Annotated in this window: 14 protein-coding genes and 1 tRNA gene; 4 read left to right on the top strand and 11 right to left on the bottom strand. The window is 70.6% G+C overall.

Annotation, left to right across the window (positions count from 1 at the left end; all coding sequences use genetic code 11):
* A partial coding sequence (locus B7X32_RS08600) for a DUF3488 and transglutaminase-like domain-containing protein (protein ID WP_292718545.1) occupies window positions 1-2,258 on the top strand: 2,258 nt, incomplete at its 5' end.
* 145 nt (window positions 2,259-2,403) lie between these two features.
* Window positions 2,404-5,361 carry a DEAD/DEAH box helicase family protein gene (locus B7X32_RS08595; RefSeq protein WP_292718543.1) on the top strand — a complete coding sequence of 986 codons (2,958 nt, stop codon included), beginning with the start codon at window positions 2,404-2,406 and terminating at the stop codon, window positions 5,359-5,361.
* A gap of 26 nt (window positions 5,362-5,387) precedes the next feature.
* On the opposite strand, the gene B7X32_RS08590 is transcribed toward B7X32_RS08595, so the two are convergent.
* The 3 genes from B7X32_RS08590 to B7X32_RS08580 all read right to left on the bottom strand — a co-directional run bounded on the left by B7X32_RS08590 (window position 5,388) and on the right by B7X32_RS08580 (window position 8,498).
* On the bottom strand, window positions 5,388-6,101 hold the full coding sequence (locus tag B7X32_RS08590) for a VTT domain-containing protein (RefSeq protein ID WP_292718541.1): 714 nt from the start codon (window positions 6,099-6,101) through the stop codon (window positions 5,388-5,390).
* A gap of 108 nt (window positions 6,102-6,209) precedes the next feature.
* The gene (locus tag B7X32_RS08585) at window positions 6,210-7,106 is read right to left on the bottom strand and encodes a rhodanese-related sulfurtransferase (protein ID WP_292718539.1); all 897 of its coding nucleotides are present in this window, start codon (window positions 7,104-7,106) and stop codon (window positions 6,210-6,212) included.
* Window positions 7,107-7,115: 9 nt separating this feature from the next.
* Window positions 7,116-8,498, bottom strand: coding sequence for an LssY C-terminal domain-containing protein (locus B7X32_RS08580; RefSeq protein ID WP_292718537.1), 1,383 nt, complete (start codon window positions 8,496-8,498; stop codon window positions 7,116-7,118).
* Between the two features lie 162 nt (window positions 8,499-8,660).
* Here B7X32_RS08580 and B7X32_RS08575 point away from each other — a divergent pair.
* Window positions 8,661-8,748: transfer RNA gene (locus tag B7X32_RS08575), tRNA-Ser, on the top strand.
* Window positions 8,749-8,897: 149 nt separating this feature from the next.
* On the opposite strand, the gene B7X32_RS08570 is transcribed toward B7X32_RS08575, so the two are convergent.
* From B7X32_RS08570 to B7X32_RS08550, 5 genes are all read right to left on the bottom strand, one after another.
* Window positions 8,898-9,506, bottom strand: coding sequence for a GNAT family N-acetyltransferase (locus B7X32_RS08570; RefSeq protein WP_292718535.1), 609 nt, complete (start codon window positions 9,504-9,506; stop codon window positions 8,898-8,900).
* A gap of 71 nt (window positions 9,507-9,577) precedes the next feature.
* Window positions 9,578-10,231 carry a phosphatase PAP2 family protein gene (locus B7X32_RS08565; RefSeq protein WP_292718533.1) on the bottom strand — a complete coding sequence of 218 codons (654 nt, stop codon included), beginning with the start codon at window positions 10,229-10,231 and terminating at the stop codon, window positions 9,578-9,580.
* A gap of 130 nt (window positions 10,232-10,361) precedes the next feature.
* The gene (locus tag B7X32_RS08560; RefSeq protein WP_292718532.1) at window positions 10,362-11,330 is read right to left on the bottom strand and encodes a carbohydrate ABC transporter permease; all 969 of its coding nucleotides are present in this window, start codon (window positions 11,328-11,330) and stop codon (window positions 10,362-10,364) included.
* The gene (locus B7X32_RS08555) at window positions 11,330-12,661 is read right to left on the bottom strand and encodes a sugar ABC transporter permease (RefSeq protein WP_292718530.1); all 1,332 of its coding nucleotides are present in this window, start codon (window positions 12,659-12,661) and stop codon (window positions 11,330-11,332) included. The genes B7X32_RS08560 and B7X32_RS08555 overlap by 1 nt, the downstream gene beginning before the upstream one ends.
* A gap of 114 nt (window positions 12,662-12,775) precedes the next feature.
* Window positions 12,776-14,107, bottom strand: a complete 1,332-nt coding sequence (locus B7X32_RS08550) for an extracellular solute-binding protein (protein WP_292718528.1) — start codon at window positions 14,105-14,107, stop codon at window positions 12,776-12,778.
* A gap of 235 nt (window positions 14,108-14,342) precedes the next feature.
* Between B7X32_RS08550 and B7X32_RS08545 the strand changes: the two genes are divergently transcribed.
* Complete coding sequence (locus B7X32_RS08545) at window positions 14,343-15,362, top strand: LacI family DNA-binding transcriptional regulator (protein ID WP_292718526.1); 1,020 nt, start codon at window positions 14,343-14,345, stop codon at window positions 15,360-15,362.
* A gap of 68 nt (window positions 15,363-15,430) precedes the next feature.
* On the opposite strand, the gene rplL is transcribed toward B7X32_RS08545, so the two are convergent.
* From rplL to B7X32_RS08530, 3 genes are all read right to left on the bottom strand, one after another.
* Window positions 15,431-15,814, bottom strand: a complete 384-nt coding sequence (rplL, locus tag B7X32_RS08540) for a 50S ribosomal protein L7/L12 (protein WP_045250549.1) — start codon at window positions 15,812-15,814, stop codon at window positions 15,431-15,433.
* Between the two features lie 48 nt (window positions 15,815-15,862).
* Window positions 15,863-16,351: a 50S ribosomal protein L10 gene (gene rplJ, locus B7X32_RS08535; protein ID WP_105686198.1), complete on the bottom strand. Its 489-nt coding sequence runs from the start codon at window positions 16,349-16,351 to the stop codon at window positions 15,863-15,865.
* 622 nt (window positions 16,352-16,973) lie between these two features.
* Window positions 16,974-17,820: hypothetical protein (locus tag B7X32_RS08530; RefSeq protein WP_292718518.1), on the bottom strand; the 847-nt coding region annotated here is incomplete at its 5' end.

The raw sequence follows: 17,820 nt of genomic DNA, 5'->3' as shown, positions 1-17,820 counted from the left end.
GCGTGGCGGCCGCGCTGCTGACCGCACTGGGGCTGATCGTCGCGGTGTGGCCGCTCAGCGCCGTCGTCCAGCCGGGGTCCTGGAGCGAAGGCGCCGCCGTGACCGCGACGACGGTGGTCGTGGCAGGCGCCGTCGTGCGCTTCCTCACCCGCCGCGCTCCCGTCTGGCTCGCGATCCCCGCCGTCCCCGTCGTCCAGCTCGGCGCGGGCGCGATCGCGCTCACGGTGTTCACGGCACGGCAGGCGGGTCGCGGGTGGCTGCTGCCGTCGCCCGAGGTGTGGCGTGCGATCGACGCCTTCTTCACCGCCGCGCTCGGCGAGATCCGCGGCGGTGTCGCTCCCCTAGCGGCGTCCTCCGCGATCGCCGTGAGCGTCGCGACCGCGGCGGGCCTCATCGCCGTCGTGCTCGACCTGGTGCTCGTGACGCTGCGCGCACCGCTCATCGCCGGCGTGCTGGTCACCGCGCTCGGGGCAGCGCCGGGGGTCGTCGTCCACCAGGGGGCGAATCCGGTGTGGTTCATCGGGCTCGCCCTCGCGATCCTGTTCTTCCTGCACGTCCGGTTCGCGCCGCCGGGGCTCGAGCGCCCTGCGACGCCGCCGCGGGACGAGGCGGCCGCTGTCCGTCGGGAGCGTCCCGATGCGCCCCTGCGCACACGGCGCCTGCCCGCTGTGATCCTGGGCTTCCTGGCCGTGCTCGCGGCGCTGATCGTCTCGCCGCTGCTGCCCCTCTCCGCCTCGGGGCTCAACGTCGGCGGGGGCAGCTCCACGCTGAGCGCGACCCTCAACCTGGGACAGGATCTGCGCCGCCCCGCTCCCGTGACCGCGCTCACGCTCATCACCCAGGACGGCACGCCGCCGTACCTGCGCATCGCGACCCTCACCCGTTTCGACGGATCCGCCTGGCAGCCGGACCGGCCCACCACGGTGCCGCTGTCGCAGGGCTTCGGGGACGTCGCCGCTCCCGACGGCGTGACGGTGCACAAGACCAAGACCACGATCCGCACCGCCGGGATCTCCGGATCCTGGTTGCCCGTGCCGTATCAGGCCATCGCGGTGCGCGGAGAGAACGGCAGCTGGAACGCCGCCGCCGACAATCGCACCGTGATCGCGGCGAACGGCGACGCGGCCGACCAGAACTACTCGATCGACACCGCAGAGCTCCAGCCCACGCTCGATCAGATCCGCGCATCCACCTCGTCCGGCGCCGACGCCCCCGCCGAGCTGCGGGCACTGCCCGCGAAGATGCCCGCGATCATCGGCGACAGCGCGCGAGAGGTCGTCGGCGGCGCCGCCACAGACTACGACAAGCTGATCGCCCTGCAGACATGGTTCCGCGCCGGGTTCCGCTATTCGCTGCAGACGCCGGTCGACGACGGCTTCGACGGCACCAACGTCGACGCGGTGGCGCGGTTCCTGACCGTGCGCGAGGGCTACTGCGTGCACTTCGCGGGGGCGTTCGCCCTTATGGCCCGCTCACTGGGCATGCCGACGCGGATCGTCGTCGGCTACCTGCCGGGAACGGCCACCGACCGCCGCTCCGACGACGGCAAGGTCGTGTACGAGGTCTCCTCCGACCAGCTGCACTCCTGGCCGGAGGTGTACTTCGCCGGCATCGGCTGGGTGCCGTTCGAGCCGACCGCGACGCGCGGCATCCCGACCGCGTTCACGGCGGACAGCACAGGCGCCGGCGGCAGCGCGACGCCCTCCCCCGGCGCGACGCCCGCCCCCACGTCCACCGGTGCCGCCAAGGATCCGAAGAACCTCGATGTGCCGAACGCCGGTGCCGCCGGCTCCGCGACCCCCACCGCGCTGCAGGCGATGCCGGTGGTGTGGACGATCCTGGGCGTGCTCGCGGTGCTGCTGATCCCCGCGCTGATCCGGCGTCTGCAGACCGTGCGGCGCCGTGCCGCCGCGGGCCGGGGAGACGCCGTGGCCGCGTGGACCGAGCTGCGCGCGACGCTGCAGGATCTGGGCCTGCCTGCCTCGTCCGCGGAGTCGCCGCGCGCACGCGGCGAGCGCCTGGTGCGCGAACGCGGCGTGGACGCCGCCGCCATGGACGCGCTCGTGCGCGCGATCGAGCACGCCAGCTATGCGCGCCAGGGATCGGGCTCCGCGCCGGACGGCGCCGATCTGCGGCCGCCGCTCGACGCGGTCAGTGCTCGGCTGCACGCGCGCGTCTCCCGCCGCGACAGGATCGCCGCGGTGCTGACCCCGCGCTCACTGCTCGGCTCACGGCTGCTCGCGACCTCGACGTCCTGAGCGCCCGCCGCGCCGCCGGCGACGCACCGGTTCGACACCGGAGGCGCCCGGCGTCCGGCACCGCTCGGCGACGGCTACGCTCGGAATCCGGTGCCGATCCGGCGGCGCCGCACGGCGCCGAAGGCGCCGCCACGGAGGGGGGCGCATGGCCGAGCAGACCGCGCCGCTCCGGGACTGGCGTTTCACCGGCACCCTGCGCACGTACCAGGCGCAGGTGCTGGAGCGGTTGGCGCCCGGCTCCGAGTCCGAGCTGCACATCGTCGCACCACCGGGGTCGGGCAAGACGCTGCTCGGGCTGCTGCTCGCCGCCCGCGAGGGCGGTCGCGCCCTCGTGCTCGCCCCGAACACGACGATCCGCGAGCAGTGGGCGCGCACCGCGACCGCCCTCGCTCCCGATGCCGCGGCGGTCTCGACGGATCCGCTGCGCATCGCCGACCTCACCGCGCTCACCTACCAGGCGCTCAGCGTCACGGGCGACGGCTCCCCTTTCGAGGCACTCGCCCGCGCGAGGTGGGCGGACGAGCTCGTCGACGGCGGCCGCACGCAGGCCGCGGCGGAGACATGGCTCGCCGAGCTCGCGGTCGACAACCCGGCGCAGTACCGCACGGGTCTGCGCGGGCGGGTGACGCGGATCCGCCGCCGGTTCACCCGCGAACGGCCTCAGGCGATCGCGCGCGTGCTGCACCCGAACGCGGTCTCGCTCCTGGAGCGGATCGTCGACGCCGGCGTCGACACCATCGTCCTGGACGAGTGCCACCACCTGCTGGACCACTGGGCGCTGGTCGTCGCGTACCTGGTCGGTGCGATCCGCGAGCGCGGCGGACGCGGCCTGGTGATCGGGCTCACCGCCACGCTGCCGGACGTCGCGGACGGCACCGAGTTCGACAACTACACGCAGCTGCTCGGCGAGGTCGACTTCGAGGTGCCCACCCCGGCGGTCGTGAAGGAGGGGCACCTCGCGCCCTACCGCGATCACGTCTGGTTCACCGAGCCAGTGCCTGCCGAGGCCGCCTTCATCCGCCGGCACGGCGAGCAGCTCGACGCCCTGCTCGCCCAGGTGCTGTCCACACCCGACGGCATCCGCTACCTCGAGGAGCGTCTGCAGCCCGCGGATCCGGATTCGGCGGAGCCGCCGGTCGCCGAGCCCTTCCCGGACGCGGAGGCCGTCGCAGAGACCGCCTCCGTGCCGCCGCCGTCCCCCGCGGCGCTCGAGCGCGCCCTGGCCGAGGACCTCCCGCTCACACGCTCCTGCGGCGTGGTGCTGCGCGCGCTCGCCCCGGAGCACCCGATCTGCACGATCCTGCCGCCCGTGCTGTTCGAGCGGTGCACGACAGACGATCTGCTGACCGTGCTGGCACGCTTCGCCCTCACCCGGCTGCTGCCGGATCCGGGCGCGGCGCATCAGTGGCGCTACGTCAAGAAGGCCCTCGCGGACTTCGGCCTGCTGCTCACCGATCGGGGGCTCCGCCGCGGCAGGGATCCGGTGGAGACCACGCTCGCCTTCTCCGAGGCCAAGGACCGCGCCGCGGTGGACATCCTCCGGCTCGAGCTCGGCGGACCGGACGGCGCCAAGGTCAAGGCCGTCATCGTGACCGACTTCGTGGAGCACGGCAACAGCCGCGGCCTCGTCGGCGAGACCGCGGCCGGTGCGCTCCGCGCCTACGACTTCGTCGTGAATGATCCGCTGACCGCGACCCTGAACCCGGTCCTGCTGACCGCCGACCGCATCCGCGTGCCCGCGGCGCACGCCGAGGAGCTCGCTGCCGCGCTCGCGACACGCGTCGGGTCGGCCGTCCAGGTGCGTCCCGGCGGTGTCGGCCCGTGGCGCGAGCTGGACGCCCCCGGCATCGGTGCCGGGCGCATCGTCGCCGCGGTCTCGGCCCTGATGTCCGCAGGGTCCGTCCGCCTCCTCGTCGGCACCCGCGGCCTGCTCGGCGAGGGCTGGGACTGCCCCGCCGTGAACACCCTGATCGACCTCACGACCGTGACCACCTCGACGGGCGCCCCGCAGCTGCGCGGCCGCACCCTGCGACTGGATCCCACCTGGCCGGAGAAGGTCGCGCACAACTGGTCGGTGAGCTGCCTGATCCCCGCCGACGTCGCCCTGGACGACGCCACCGAGCAGCGCAGGCTCAGCCGACGGCACGGCCACCTGCTCGGACTCAGCGCGGACCACGACGACCGGATCGTCCGCGGACTCGGCAACGCCCTGTCTCACCGTGCCCGCGAGGCGCTGAACCGGGTGGTCGGCAAGGATCCGGAGGCATCCGTGCCCGCGCTCGGCGAGCTGGTGCGCACCGAGGTGCTGCCGCGCTCCGAGACCCGCCGTGGCTGGCGGATCGGGGAGCCCTACGTCGCGGAGGAGCGCGAGGCGCTCGCGGTGCGGACGGCCTCGGCCTCAGCCCTCGTCCCCACCACGCGCGCGGTCCGCTCCGCGATGCCGTGGGCGGTGCTGCTCGGCATGACGGGGAGCGCGGGCATCACCGCCCTCGTCGCGAGCGCCGTCCCCGTCACGCCGGCCGCGGGCGTCGGCATCGCGGTCACGGTGGGGGCGGCGCTGTCGCTGGGCGGCGCGGTCGGGCCGCTGGTGCGCGAGCGCCGCCGGCGACGCGATCCCGCGGCGTCCTTCCGCGGCGCGGCGGTCGCGCTCACCCGCGCCCTGACCGAGACGGGACGGATCCGCCCGCGGGACGAGGCCGCGATCATCGTCCGCGACGAGGGCGACCGGATGAGGATCGAGCTCTCGGGACCGGATCAGCGCGTCGTCGCGGACGCGGTGGAGGAGCTCTTCGCGCCGCCCTCGGCCCCGCGCTTCCTGCTGCGCACCGACCGCGACGACGTCGGCGGCCGGGCCTCGCTCATCGGCATGGTGGCCGCGATGCGACGGAAGGATCTGCGCGGGGCGGCGTTCCTCGCGGTCCCGCGCGTGCTCGCCCGGCGCCGCGCCGACGCCGAGGCGTTCCTCCGGCACTGGCGCGAGAACGTCGGCGCGGCGGAGCTGATCGAACTCAAGGGCGAACAGGGCCTCGCGCTGCTCGCCCTCGCCCGTCGCACTCCGCGGGTGCTCGACGCCGCGGAACCGCGCACGACGCTCTGGGTCTGAACCTCCTCCTGCCGCCGCAGGGCCGCTCAGGGTCCTTCGGACGAACCGCTCGCCGGCACGCCGCCCGCGGACGCCGGTTCCTGCCCCGCCCCGGCCGTCGCCACGACGGCGGCGGCGGAACCGGGACGCGCCGGCTCCGCGTCGCCGCGGCGTCCGTGCCACCAGCGCAGCAGATGGTCGATGCCGAACCCGAGGATGACGGCGAACACCACGGCGATGCCGACGCCGAGCAGCGGATTCTGGTGCACCCACTGTCCGGCCAGCAGCCCGATGCCCAGGGCGTAGGCGACCCAGGTGACGCAGGCGAAGAGGTCGTAGAGGAAGAACTTGCGGTGCGGGAAGCCGGTCTGCCCCGCCATGTAGTTCACGGCGACACGCCCCCACGGGATGTACCGTGCGGTGAAGATCAGCGCCGCGCCGCGCTTGTCGAGCTCGTAGCGCGCCCATTCGAACATCTTGTGCACCCGCGGCCGGCGCATCCACGCCCAGCGCTCGGTGCCGATCGTGCGACCGAGCATGTAGGCCATGTTGTCCCCCGCGACCGCGCCGACCAGCGCGACCAGCCCGAGCACCACAAGGTTCGGCTCGCCGTTGTGCAGCGACAGTGCGGCCAGCGCGACGAGCGCGGTCTCGCTGGGCAGGATCGTCGCGAAGCCGTCGATGAAGAAGAACACCAGCAGCACGGGGAACAGCCAGAGCTGCCCCGCAGCGTGCAGCAGCCAGGCGTTCAGCAGGTCCATGCCATCCACGCTACGGCGCGCGGGAACGGCCGTCGTCATACCGGAGAGTGATGTTCCGAACTGTTCACCGCGAGCCGAAGCCCTGGAGCAGCGCCTCTCCGGCTGCCCTCAGACCGCGGCCGCGTGCTCCGCGCACGGCACCGCGACGCACGTCTCGCAGACCACCGCCTGGTGCCGGCACGAGGGGTCGGGGCAGTTCGCGGTGCGGTTGGTGGCCGTGCCGCAGCCCGCGCACACGCCGATGACGGCCGCGTGATCGGAGAAGTCGACGGATCCGCGCCCGTCGAAGACGTACAAGGACCCGTCCCACAGGCCGTCGTCGCCGAACCGCTCGCCGTAGCGGACGATCCCGCCCTCGAGCTGGTACACCTCGCCGAAGCCGCGCGCCGTCATGAGACTGGACAGCACCTCGCAGCGGATCCCGCCGGTGCAATAGGTGACGACGGGCCTGCCCTTGAGATCGTCGTACGCGCCGGAGTCGAGCAGTCCGACGAAATCGCGGGTGGTCTCGGCATCCGGCACGATCGCTCCCCGGAATCGGCCGATCCCCGCCTCCAGGGCGTTGCGGCCGTCGAAGAACACGACGTCGTCCCCGCGTTCGGCGACGAGCTCGTGCAGCGCGTCGGGGCTCAGCCTGGTGCCGCCGCCGACCACGCCGTGCTCGTCGACCCGCAGATCCCCCGGGGCGCCGAAGGAGACGATCTCATCGCGGACCTTCACGCTGAGCTTGGGGAAGTCGACGCTGTAGCCGTCGGCGTCGACCGCGGTCCCCTCGCTCCACTTCACATCCGCGTCGCGGAACGGCGCATAGGCGCGGAAGGAGCGCAGCCACTTCTTCACGGCGGGCAGATCGCCGCCGAGGGTTCCGTTGATGCCGTGCGGCGAGATCAGGATCCGCCCCCGCAGGCGCAGCGCCTCGCCGAGGTCCCGCTGCCAGAGCCGGATGGCCTCGGGGTCCGGCAGGGGCGCGAAGGCGTAGAACAGCACGATCTTCGGGGTGGGCACCCAGCGATCCTAGTCGCGCGGCGTCCGCGACCTCCGCCGCGCCCACGCGCCCGCCGATTCGCTCGACAGCGCGAGCAGCGCGAGGCACTGCAGCGAGGCTCCGAGGAGCGTGCCGTTGAGCCCGAGCGTCGCCGTGCCGTCGAGGTAGTCGATCGCGGTCGAGAGCACGCCGATCGTGAGCAGCACCATCAGGATCGCGCGGGAGCGGCGTCCGCGGCGGAGCACGAACCAGACCATGACGAGCTGCGCGACGCCGATGAGCACCCCGAAGCCGATCACGCCGAGCAGCAGGCCCACCACCACCGGGGGCGCGGACGCGAAGACGGACTGCACGCCGGGGTCGGCGGCCACGCCCACCGTCAGGCCGAGCACGTCGCTCAGGGCGCCGAGGACGACGACGCACACGGCGAAGAAGACCGACAGCGGCGCGCGGCGCATCGACCGCTGGGCGGTGACGCGCAGGGACTCGCCGTGTCCTCCTCCGGGGCGGTCCACGTCGGGATCAGGATCGAACCCGTCGTCGGATCCGTCCGCCCCCTCGTGCGGGGCGGTGCGCACCCGGGTCACGTCGATGATCGGCAGGTGCCCGTCGGTGATGAACCGGTCGCCGCCGCCGTTGCGGGAGTGGTAGCCGGTGGTGAAGTCGCGGAGATCCCGGACGCGCACCGCGGGATCGGCCTCGCGCGCGCTCTGCACCACGAAGTCGCGCTCGACGTCGGTGTTCTCGTCGATCCGGTGGGTGACCTGCAGCGTGAACAGGCTGAGCCCCACGTCGGTGTCGTACGTGCCGGCGCCGAGCCAGTCGGTCTTCGCCCCTCCCGGCAGCAGCCAGCCGGGAGGGCAGTGCCAGAAGCGCACGTGATGGCGTTGCTTGGGATTGCCGGCGACCTCCTGCTGGTAGGCCACGTCGTGGCGGCGGCCGAACAGCATGAGCGGCGACACCGGGGCCGTCGGATAGCTGCGCCGGGTGAGGGTGGAGACGATGATCCCCCAGGTCGAGGCAGCCGTGATCTCGTCGGCGCGATGCCAGCCGGCCTCCGTCATGACCTGGTCGAGCTGCGCCGCCGTGCCGTCGACCCCGAGGTTGACCGGATCCCCCAGCAGCCCGTCCCCCGTGCGCGTGCGCCCGAAGAAGTAGTCGGGCACGTAGAGGTCGCTCAGCAGCCGGTGCAGGCGCGGCAGCACGAGGTACGCCATGATCGCCCACACCGGGATGAACAGCAGCAGCGCCCACGGCGAGCGGACGCCCTCGATCGAGATGATGACCGCGAGCCACACGGCCGCGACAGTGCCGATGAGGAACGCGATCCGGTCGAACACCGTCGACGCGGGCAGCGGCTGCTGCATCTGCAGCGCCCAGCGGCGCCTCGACGGATGCTGTGCGTCGCTCACGGCGGCCCTCTCCTTCGCGGTCGTCTCTCATCCTGGCACGCAGGCGCGGCGGCCGCCCGGCGGGCATCCGCATCCTCATCGCTCCCCGGCGGGACGCGGTGGATCCGCCGGGCGGTCAGGACCATCCCGTCGCATCGGATAGGATGGTCAGGTTGTATTCCTGGTGACGTGTCCGAGCGGCCGAAGGAGCACGCTTGGAAAGCGTGTGTTGTGCAAGCAACCGCGGGTTCGAATCCCGCCGTCACCGCCAGATTGAAGCGCCGCCCCGAGATCCACGGGGTGGCGCTTCACTCGTCTCACGCCCCGCGAGGTCTCCCCCGCCTCATGGCCGTCCGCGGGCCCCCGCCGTTTTCGAGCAGCGGCGAGGTGAGAGCGGAGCCCCTGCCGGCCAGAGGTGCGTCAGGCCGCGGGGATCCGGATCCCGTAGGTGGTGCTGCCCTCGCCCGAGGCGAGCTCGGTGAAGCCGAGCCGCTCGTAGAACGCGCCCGCGGAGTGGTTGTCGGCGTTCATCCCGAGGTGCAGCGCCGGCACGCCGCGCCGGCCGAGCTCGGCCAGCAGCGTGTCGATGAGGCGGCGTCCGAGGCCCTGTCCCTGCGTCTCCGGCAGCAGATCGATGTGCAGGTGCGCCGGGTACTCCCGCACGATCGGGTCGTCGCCCGGCGCCTGACGGTCGCCGTAGGCGATGAAGCGGTCCTGCGGCGTCGGCACCTCCGCGCCGGACGCGCGGTAGCGGTCGCGACGCGAGGGCCACCACTCGTCCCGGAACCAGGTGGCGAACGCGTTCGTGTCATCGGTCGCGACGATGTAGCCGATCACCCGCGCATCATCCGCCTCGACGACCCAGCAGAGCCCCGGATCGCGCAGCGCATAGGGCACCGCGAACAGGTCGCCCCACAGCGCGTCGTCCTCGAGCATCCCGGTGGCGTCCTTGCCGACGTCGGCGGTCTTCACGCACACGTCGGCGAGCGCGTCGACGTCTTCGGAGCGGAACGGTCGGATGCGTGCCACGGGAGGCCATGCCTTTCGATTGCGCCCTTCGTCTCGCTACGCTCGCTCAGGGACCTGCGGATCCCCTCAGCCTAGCGACGCGGATCCGCGCCGGGATCCCGCGCCTCGACGCCGTCCTGCTCCTGCGGCGGACGCACCCAGCGCCACAGCACCGCGGCCACCAGGAACGCCGCGCCGGCGCCGATCAGCGCACCGCCGACCGTGTCGCTGAACCAGTGCACGCTGAGCACCGTGCGGGAGAACCCCATCGCCACCGTCCACACCGCTCCCCCGATCGCGACCCACAGCGTCGGGAACAGGAACCACAGCACCACCGCGAGGGTCGCGGCGTTCGCCGTGTGCCCGGACGGGAAGGATCCGAAATCCGAGGCGATCAGCAGATCCTGCGGGCGAGCGCGGCCCAGCGCCTTCTTCACGAGCTGCACGATCCCCGCGCTCACCGCGAACGCGATCAGCGTGAACAGCGCGCTGCGCCAGCTCCGCACCAGCCAGGCCAGGGCCGCGATCAGCAGCGGGGTGAGGATCGTCGCGACCCATCCCCCGCCGAGCACGTTCATCACCAGCGCCCCGCCGACGAGCACCGTCCCGCGCCACTCCCCCATCTCCAGGTTCCATGCGTCGTCGAGCGACACGATCGCCGCAGGAGAAGTCGCCAGCACCACCGCCGTGGCGAGCGCGATCGCCACCCCGACGATCCCGAGGACGAGAGCGAGCCGACGTGTCATCCGGCCATTCTCCCCTGCGCTCCCCGCCTCGCCCCGCAGCCGCCCCGCAACCGCGCCGGAGACGCGCCTGCGACACGACGGAGGCCGGGGCCCGCGAGCTGCGGGTCCCGGCCTCCAGGGTGTCGAGCGGTCAGCCCTTCGTCGCGCCGGCCAGGAGGCCGCGCACGAAGAACCGCTGCAGTGCGAAGAACACGATCAGCGGAACGACGATCGAGATGAACGCACCCGCCGACTGCAGGAACCACTGGTTGCCCCAGGTCCCGGACAGCGAGTTCAACGTCTGCGTCAACGGCAGCGAGGACTCCGGCGCGAAGATCGTCGCCACGAGCAGATCGTTCCAGACCCAGATGAACTGGAAGATCGCGAACGAGGCGATGGCCGGCATCGCCAGCGGCAGGATGATCCGGAAGAACATCTGCCCATGGCTCGCCCCGTCCACGCGTGCCGCCTCGACGACCTCGCTCGGGATCTCCGCGATGAAGTTGTGCAGCATGAAGATCGCCAGCGGCATGGCGAAGATCGCGTGCGCGATCCACACCGTCGCGAAGCTGTGATCCACATCGCGCAGCTCCAGTCCGGGGAAGATCTGCGTGCCGAACAGTGTGAGGCCCCGCGAGAACAGCGACAGCAGCGGCACGAGAGCCATCTGGATCGGCACGATCTGCAGGGCGAACACGAACACGAACACGATGTTCTTGCCCTTGAAGTTCATCCAGGCGAACCCGTACGCCGCGAGCGACGCGATGAAGATCGGCACCACGGTGGCCGGGATCGCGATCGCCAGGGAGTTGATGAACGACGCGCCCAGGGTCAGCGCTGTGCCGCCCGAGGTCAGCGCCTCGCCGTAGTTCTGCAGCGTGAACGACGGGTTCACGAACACGGTCCACCAGCCGGTGCTGTTCGAGTCGGCGCCGGGGCGGAACGACGTGACGAACAGCCCGAAGGTCGGGATCGTCCAGAAGATCGCGATGATGACCGCCGCGATCGTGGCGCCTCTCGAGGTGAGCCGCTTCTGCGCGGTCGCCTCGTGACGGCGGGTGTCGCGCTCGACCTGGCGCTTGGTGCGGTTGTCGGTGACGACGGCCTGTGTCGCGCTCATCAGCGGATCTCCCTCTGCTTGCGGATCTGCCGGGCGTTGTAGATGATCAGCGGCAGCACGAACAGGAACAGCACCACGGCCAGCGCCGAGGAGTGCCCGTAGCTCTGGAAGCGCTGCTGCTGGTTGACCATCTCGAAGCCCAGCACGGTGCTGTTGGCACGGCCGCCCGTCATCACGGCGACGATGTCGTAGACCTTCAGCGAGGCGATCGTGATGGTCGTCAGCACGACGATGAGCGAGGAGCGGATCCCCGGCACCGTCACGTTGCGGAACCTCTCCCACGCGTTCGCGCCGTCCAGCGACGCCGCCTCGATCTGCTCGGTCGGAACCGCCTTGATCGCCGCGGAGAGGATCACCATGGCGAAGCCGGTCTGCGTCCAGATGAAGACGATGAGCAGGCAGATCGTGTTCACGAGCGGCGTCGTGTCCAGCCAGCCGATCGGCTTGCCGCCGAACATCGTCACGATCGCGTTGAGCAGACCGATCTGGTCGCCCTGGCGGTAGTCGTAGATGAACTTCCAGATGATGCCGGCGCCGACGAACGAGATCGCGAACGGCATGAACACGAACACTTTGAGGATCTTCTCGCCGCGCGCCCTGTCGATGAAGACGGCGTAGGCCAGGCCGAAGATCGTCGACACGATCGGGGCGATGAGCGCCCAGATCAGCGTGTTGATCACCGACCAGAAGCCCTCGGGGTTGGTGAACACCCACTGGTAGTTCTCCAGCGCGACGAAGTCCTTGCCGGTCTTGTCGAAGAACGACTGGATCACAGTGCTCACGGCCGGGTAGATCAGGCCGATGATCAGCAGGAGCCCCGCCGGCGCCATGAACAGCACCAGCTGCAGGGTGTACCCCGCGCCCTCCCGCGCACGGTAGTCGGCGAAGAACAGCATGCCGCCCGCGACCAGCGCGATGATCAGGACGTAGATCAGCGAGTTCTGATACGGGCGCAGCAGCATGAAGGCCAGCACCGGGATCACGAAGCACGCGACCAGGCGCAGCCAGAAGTAGCCCTTGCCGTGGCGCGGCGCGTACTCGATGAGCAGCAGCAGGATCGTCGCGACGACCGCGAAGACGACGAGCACGATCGGGATCTGCAGCAGCGGGTTGAGCCCGCCGATCCAGACGAAGAAGCTCTTCAGGGAGAAGCCGAGACTGGTCGGGACCGGGGTCTCCGGCTCCGGGCTCACCAGCAGGGCGAGGAAGACCCCGATGATCGCGATCGCGCCGACGACCATGGCGCCGATCGTGACGGATCGGGAGGCGGTCGTGCGACCGGATCGCGGAGACGCGGTCGACGTAGGTGGCGACATCGTGGTTTGCGACATGTGGACCCCCTTCTGGGTTCGCCGTCGAACTCTGTCAGGATCTGGCCTGCTGACGACTGCGGGGCCGTCCGCCGATGCGGACGAGCCCCGCAGCCCTCGCAGGTGATGCTCAGACTAGTTCTTGTAGCCCGCCTGGATGTCGCTCAGCACCTGATCGGTCGGCTTTCCGTCGATCCAGCTGACCATGCCCTTCCAGAACGACCCGGAGCCGACGGTCGACGGCATCAGGTCGCTCGCGTCGAAGCGGAGCGTGGTCTTCGGGTCCTGCACGGTCTTCATCGCGTCCTGCAGGAACTCGCTCGAGGCGAGCGACGGGTCGGCGTTCTTGTTCGCCGAGATCACGCCGCCGAGCTTGACACGGGCGTTCGCGAACTCCGCGGAGGACATGTACGCGAGCACCTTCTTGGTGGCGGCGTTGTCACTGAAGCCGGCGACGAACTCGCCACCGCCCTCCACGACCTTGTCGCCCTCCTTGATGCCGGGCATCACGAACGCGTACACGTCGCCGTCGGGGGCGACCTTCGGCGCTGCTCCGGCCTTCGTCTTCACGTCGAGGAAGTTCGACGAGAGGAAGGAGGCCTGGTGCGTCATCAGGCACGTGCCGTCGGCCACCTTGGCCGCGACGTCCGCGAACGCGGTCGAGTTGATGCTCTTCACGTCGCCGAAGCCCGCGTTGACGTACTTCGGGTCGAGCAGGATCGTGCCCACGGCGTCGAAGGCCTGCTTGATCTGCGGGTCGGTGAACTTCACCTTGTTGTCGACCCACTGGTCGTAGACGTCCGGGCCGCTCTGACGCAGCACGAGGTCCTCGATCCAGTCGGTGCCCGGCCAGCCGGAGGCGTCACCCGAGGCGAAGCCCGCGCACCACGGGGCGGCGCCCGTCTTCTCCTGGAGCGTCTTGGTGAGGGTCAGCAGGTCGTCCCAGGTCTTGGGGACCTCGACGCCGAGCTCCTTGAACTTCGCGGGCGAGTACCAGACGTAGCCCTTGACGTTGGCCAGCATCGGGGCGGCGTAGAACTTGCTGTCGAACGTGCCGTACTTCTTCCAGTCCTTGGACCAGTTCTTGTCGACGTTGTCCTCGACCTCCTTGGGGGCGGTCTTGACGTCGCCCGTGTCCACGAGGCTCTTCAGCAGGCCCGGCTGGGGCACGATCGCGATGTCGGGGGCGCTGCCACCCTGCACCTTGGTGACGATGTTGCCCTCGAAGCTCTTGTCACCGGTGTAGACGACCTTGATGCCGGTGTCCTTGGTGAACTGGTCGAAGGACTTGTTCAGCAGATCCGCCTCGGACCCCGTGATGCCGCCGGAGATCTTGACGGTCTCCCCCTTGCCGGACGAGTCGCCCCCGCTCGAGCTGCCGCCCTCGGCGCAGCCCGCGAGAGCGAGGCCGGACACCGCGAGCAGCGCGAGAGGCGCGATCAGGCGACGTCGCTGAGACATTCCCATACGTTTTCTCCTTCGAATTCGCGGGGGCGATTTCCCCAGCGCTGGGGGCTCCTTCAGGAACCGCTTCCAGGCGACACTAGTGACCCTTCCACCCTTTGCGCAACGGCTGTGGGATCACAACTGCATAACCGGACGCGGCGAACCGCGGAATCCATGGGACCGCTCTCAAGGAACCGGTTCCATCCTTTCTGAGATATCGCTATGGTGAGGGAATCCGTTTTCGAGGAGGGTCGCCGTGACCGGGATCATCGATGTGGCGCTGCGGGCCGGTGTGGCGAAGTCGACGGCCAGTCGCGCCCTCAGCGGCAACGGCTACGTCTCGGCGGAGACGAGGGAGCGCGTCGAGCGGGCGGCGCGGGAGCTCGCCTATTCGGCGCACTCCAGCGCATCCAGCCTCGCGACAGGGCGCACCTCCACGATCGGCGTCATCATGCCGATGGCCGACCGCTGGTACTTCGCCGAACTGCTCGGGGGACTTCAGCAGGCCCTCATCGACGACGGCCTCGACCTCGCGCTGTACGGCGCCGCGGAGGGCAGCGCGGAGCGCGCCCGCATGCTGGACCACGCTCTGGCCGGGCGCCGCTTCGACGGGATCATCGCGGTGTGCCTGCAGCCGGGGGCGCACGAGCTCGAGCGACTGGCGGGCACCGGGCTGCCCCTCGTCTCCGTGGGTCCGTTCGCCCAGCACGCCGACACCGTCACGATCGACGACGTCGCCGCCGCACGCGTCGCCACGGAGCATCTGATCGACCTCGGTCACGAGGACATCGCGTTCCTCGGCGACGCGGCCGACGCCGACCGGTTCAGCTTCGGCGAGCGCAAGCGGCTGGACGGCTACCGCCAGGCCATGACCGCTGCGGGGCTGGAGGATCGCATCCGCGCCGTCCCCACCCAGTCCACGATCCCCGAGGCGTTCGAGACCGCGGCGGCACTGCTCGCGGACCGGCGGAAGCGTCCCACGGCGATCGCGGCGGTCTGCGATGAGGCGGCCGTGGGAGCGATCATCGCGGCGCAGCGCCTCGGCATCGGCGTGCCCAGCGAGCTGAGCGTGACCGGGATCGACGATCACCGCTACGCCGAGATGTTCAGCCTCACCACGATCCGGCAGAATCCGCGGGAGCAGGGCATCGAGGCGGTGCGACTGCTGCAGGCCCGGATGCAGGACGCCGAGGCGCCGCTCGAGCACGTGATCTCCCCCGCGACGCTCGTGGCCCGTCAGTCGACGGCCGTGCCCCGCGTCGATGCCGCACGCTGACGGATCCGTCCGGAGACGCACGAAGGCCCCGGGAGAACCCGGGGCCTTCGCAGCGTCGAAACGCGAGATTACTTGAGGGTGACCGTCGCGCCGGCCTCCTCCAGGGAAGCCTTGGCCTTCTCGGCGGCCTCCTTGTTGGCGCCCTCGAGGACGGCCTTCGGAGCACCGTCGACGACAGCCTTGGCCTCGCCGAGGCCGAGCGAGGTGAGCTCGCGGACGACCTTGATGACCTGGATCTTCTTGTCGCCGGCAGCCTCGAGGATGACGTCGAACGAGTCCTTCTCCTCCTCGGCCTCAGCGGCACCAGCGCCACCCGCAGCGCCGGCGACGGCGACGGGAGCGGCAGCGGTGACGTCGAACTTCTCCTCGAACGCCTTCACGAACTCGCTGAGCTCGACAAGGGTCAGACCAGCGAACTGGTCGAGCAGCTCCTCAGTGGTGAGCTTCGCCATGATGTTTCTCCTAATAGATGGGGTTTGTGGGGAAAAGACCGGGGAGGCTCAGGCAGCCTCGGCGGTCTCCAGCTTCTCGCGAAGAGCATCGATGGTGGCCGCAGCCTTGCCCATCGTCGCCTTCATCATGCCCGCGGCCTTCGCCAGCAGAACCTCACGGCTCTCCAGCGAGGCGTACTTGTTGACCTCGTCGGCACTCAGGGCGTTGCCCTCGAAGATGCCGCCCTTGATCACGAGAAGCGGGTTCGCCTTGGCGAAGTCACGCAGAGCCTTGGCGGTGGCGACGAAGTCGCCGTGCACGAAGGCGACGGCCGACGGACCCTTGAGGTCGTCGTCCAGCGCCGTGATCCCCGCGTTGTTCGCGGCGATCTTGGTCAGCGTGTTCTTCACCACGGCGTAGCTCGCGTCCTGACGGATGCTGTTGCGCAGCTGCTTGAGCTGGGCAACCGTCAGACCGCGGTACTCGGTCAGCAGGACGGCGTTCGAGTCCTCGAAATTCTTCGTGAGCTCGGCGACCGATGCATCCTTCTGCGCCATGGTCACTCCTTGATGGGTACGGGATGCTCCACGGAGGTGGAGCACCGACCTGGACCGCCGCGCTCTGCAGGCAAACAAAAACGCTCCGGCGCAAGCGCACGGAGCGTGACCCAGAATCCTGGAGATCGTTCGTGACACCTGCGCGGGCCTCTGCGTGCGGATCCATGATCCGGCAGTGCTTCGATCGCCTCGTGCTCGCGCACACGACGATGACCAGCGGTCTTCGGTTACGACAAGACTACGGCATCCCGACTCCTCCCCCAAATCGGCGCGGTGCCGGTCGCACGGTGCGGGCCTCGGCGAGAGCAGGGGATCTCGCCGAGAACACCGGATCCTGCCGAGAGCACGGGAACTTCACGTCACGAAGCCGTGCACTCGGTACCTAGCCGTGCACTCGGCACCGAGCCGGGCACTCGGCACCGAGCCGGGCACTCGGCACCGAGCCGTGCGCGCCGCCGGCGCCACCGCGGTTCTCGCCGAGAGCACCGGATCCTGCCGAGAGCACGGGATCCTGCCGAGAGCACGGGATCCTGCCGAGAGCACGGGTACGCGACGCCAACAAGCCGTGCGCTCGGCAACAACCCGTGCGCCCGGCGCCCGCGGTGCCCGCGCGCAGCGCCGGTCATGGCGGGCTGATCCCGAAGGATGCGAGTCGCCGGCCCAGAGCATTCGCCGTACCGATGTGCTCCGACTCCCACCGCACGAATCGCTGCTGGGTCCTGCCGCGGATCCAGTCCTCGCGCCGCTTCTCGTCATGGATCACCTGTTCGATCGAGCGGCCCGAACGCATCGCCTCATCGAGATACTTGCCCATCCCGTCGAACTCCCCGAACGCGCCGACGTCGTCCATCCCGAAATCGACGTAGTACGTCGTGCCCTCCGGGCCGGGGATCGGGACCTGCAAGGCAGGAGGCGCGTATCCCAACCGACGCAGCTGGAGCCTGCTGACGCTCTCCCCCGGCGACTCCGCCCTTCCATCGGTGAAGGCGAAGACCCATCGCGCCTGCCGGATCCCGCGCATCCCGCGCGCCTCGCCGAGCCGCCCGGAGAGCTCGCGGCGCCAGGAGGCGACGGCCTCGATGTCCCACTCCCTGAGGCGTACGGCCATCTGGTGTTCCGCAGCGTCGGCGAGCGCCACGGCGGCTTCGAGCGGCAGAGTGCCGATGAGATCGAAGACCGTTCGGGCCAGCGATGTGCACCGGATCCCGTCGATGACCGTCGTGTCCGCGGCATCGATCGGCGTCGCATGCCTCGTGACGTCGGGAGCGCTCGATATACGCGGGGCGCGACCGGTCGTCAGATGCACTCTGGCGCACCGGATGCGGTACAGGGGAAGCCGCCACAGCACCGCTGCGGAGGAGTGCGACGCGACGGCCCGGCCCCGGCTGTCCCGCGCCACGGCGATCACGTGCGCCCTGTGCTGTTCCTCCGGCCACAGCGCGGAGCGCTCGTCCGCGTCGATGTACCAG

The sequence above is a fragment of the Microbacterium sp. 13-71-7 genome, assembly GCF_002257455.1.
Lineage (GTDB): Bacteria > Actinomycetota > Actinomycetes > Actinomycetales > Microbacteriaceae > Microbacterium.
Note: the sequence above shows the minus strand (reverse complement) of the source record. Positions and strands in the feature narration are given on the sequence as shown.

Bases quoted from the DNA above. Each gene is read 5' to 3' on its own strand.
- B7X32_RS08555 (WP_292718530.1), bottom strand. From the start codon at position 12,661: ATGTCGCAAACCACGATGTCGCCACCTACGTCGACCGCGTCTCCGCGA.
- B7X32_RS08560 (WP_292718532.1), bottom strand. From the start codon at position 11,330: ATGAGCGCGACACAGGCCGTCGTCACCGACAACCGCACCAAGCGCCAG.
- B7X32_RS08565 (WP_292718533.1), bottom strand. From the start codon at position 10,231: ATGACACGTCGGCTCGCTCTCGTCCTCGGGATCGTCGGGGTGGCGATC.
- B7X32_RS08550 (WP_292718528.1), bottom strand. From the start codon at position 14,107: ATGGGAATGTCTCAGCGACGTCGCCTGATCGCGCCTCTCGCGCTGCTC.
- B7X32_RS08595 (WP_292718543.1), top strand. From the start codon at position 2,404: ATGGCCGAGCAGACCGCGCCGCTCCGGGACTGGCGTTTCACCGGCACC.
- rplJ (WP_105686198.1), bottom strand. From the start codon at position 16,351: ATGGCGCAGAAGGATGCATCGGTCGCCGAGCTCACGAAGAATTTCGAG.
- B7X32_RS08590 (WP_292718541.1), bottom strand. From the start codon at position 6,101: ATGGACCTGCTGAACGCCTGGCTGCTGCACGCTGCGGGGCAGCTCTGG.
- rplL (WP_045250549.1), bottom strand. From the start codon at position 15,814: ATGGCGAAGCTCACCACTGAGGAGCTGCTCGACCAGTTCGCTGGTCTG.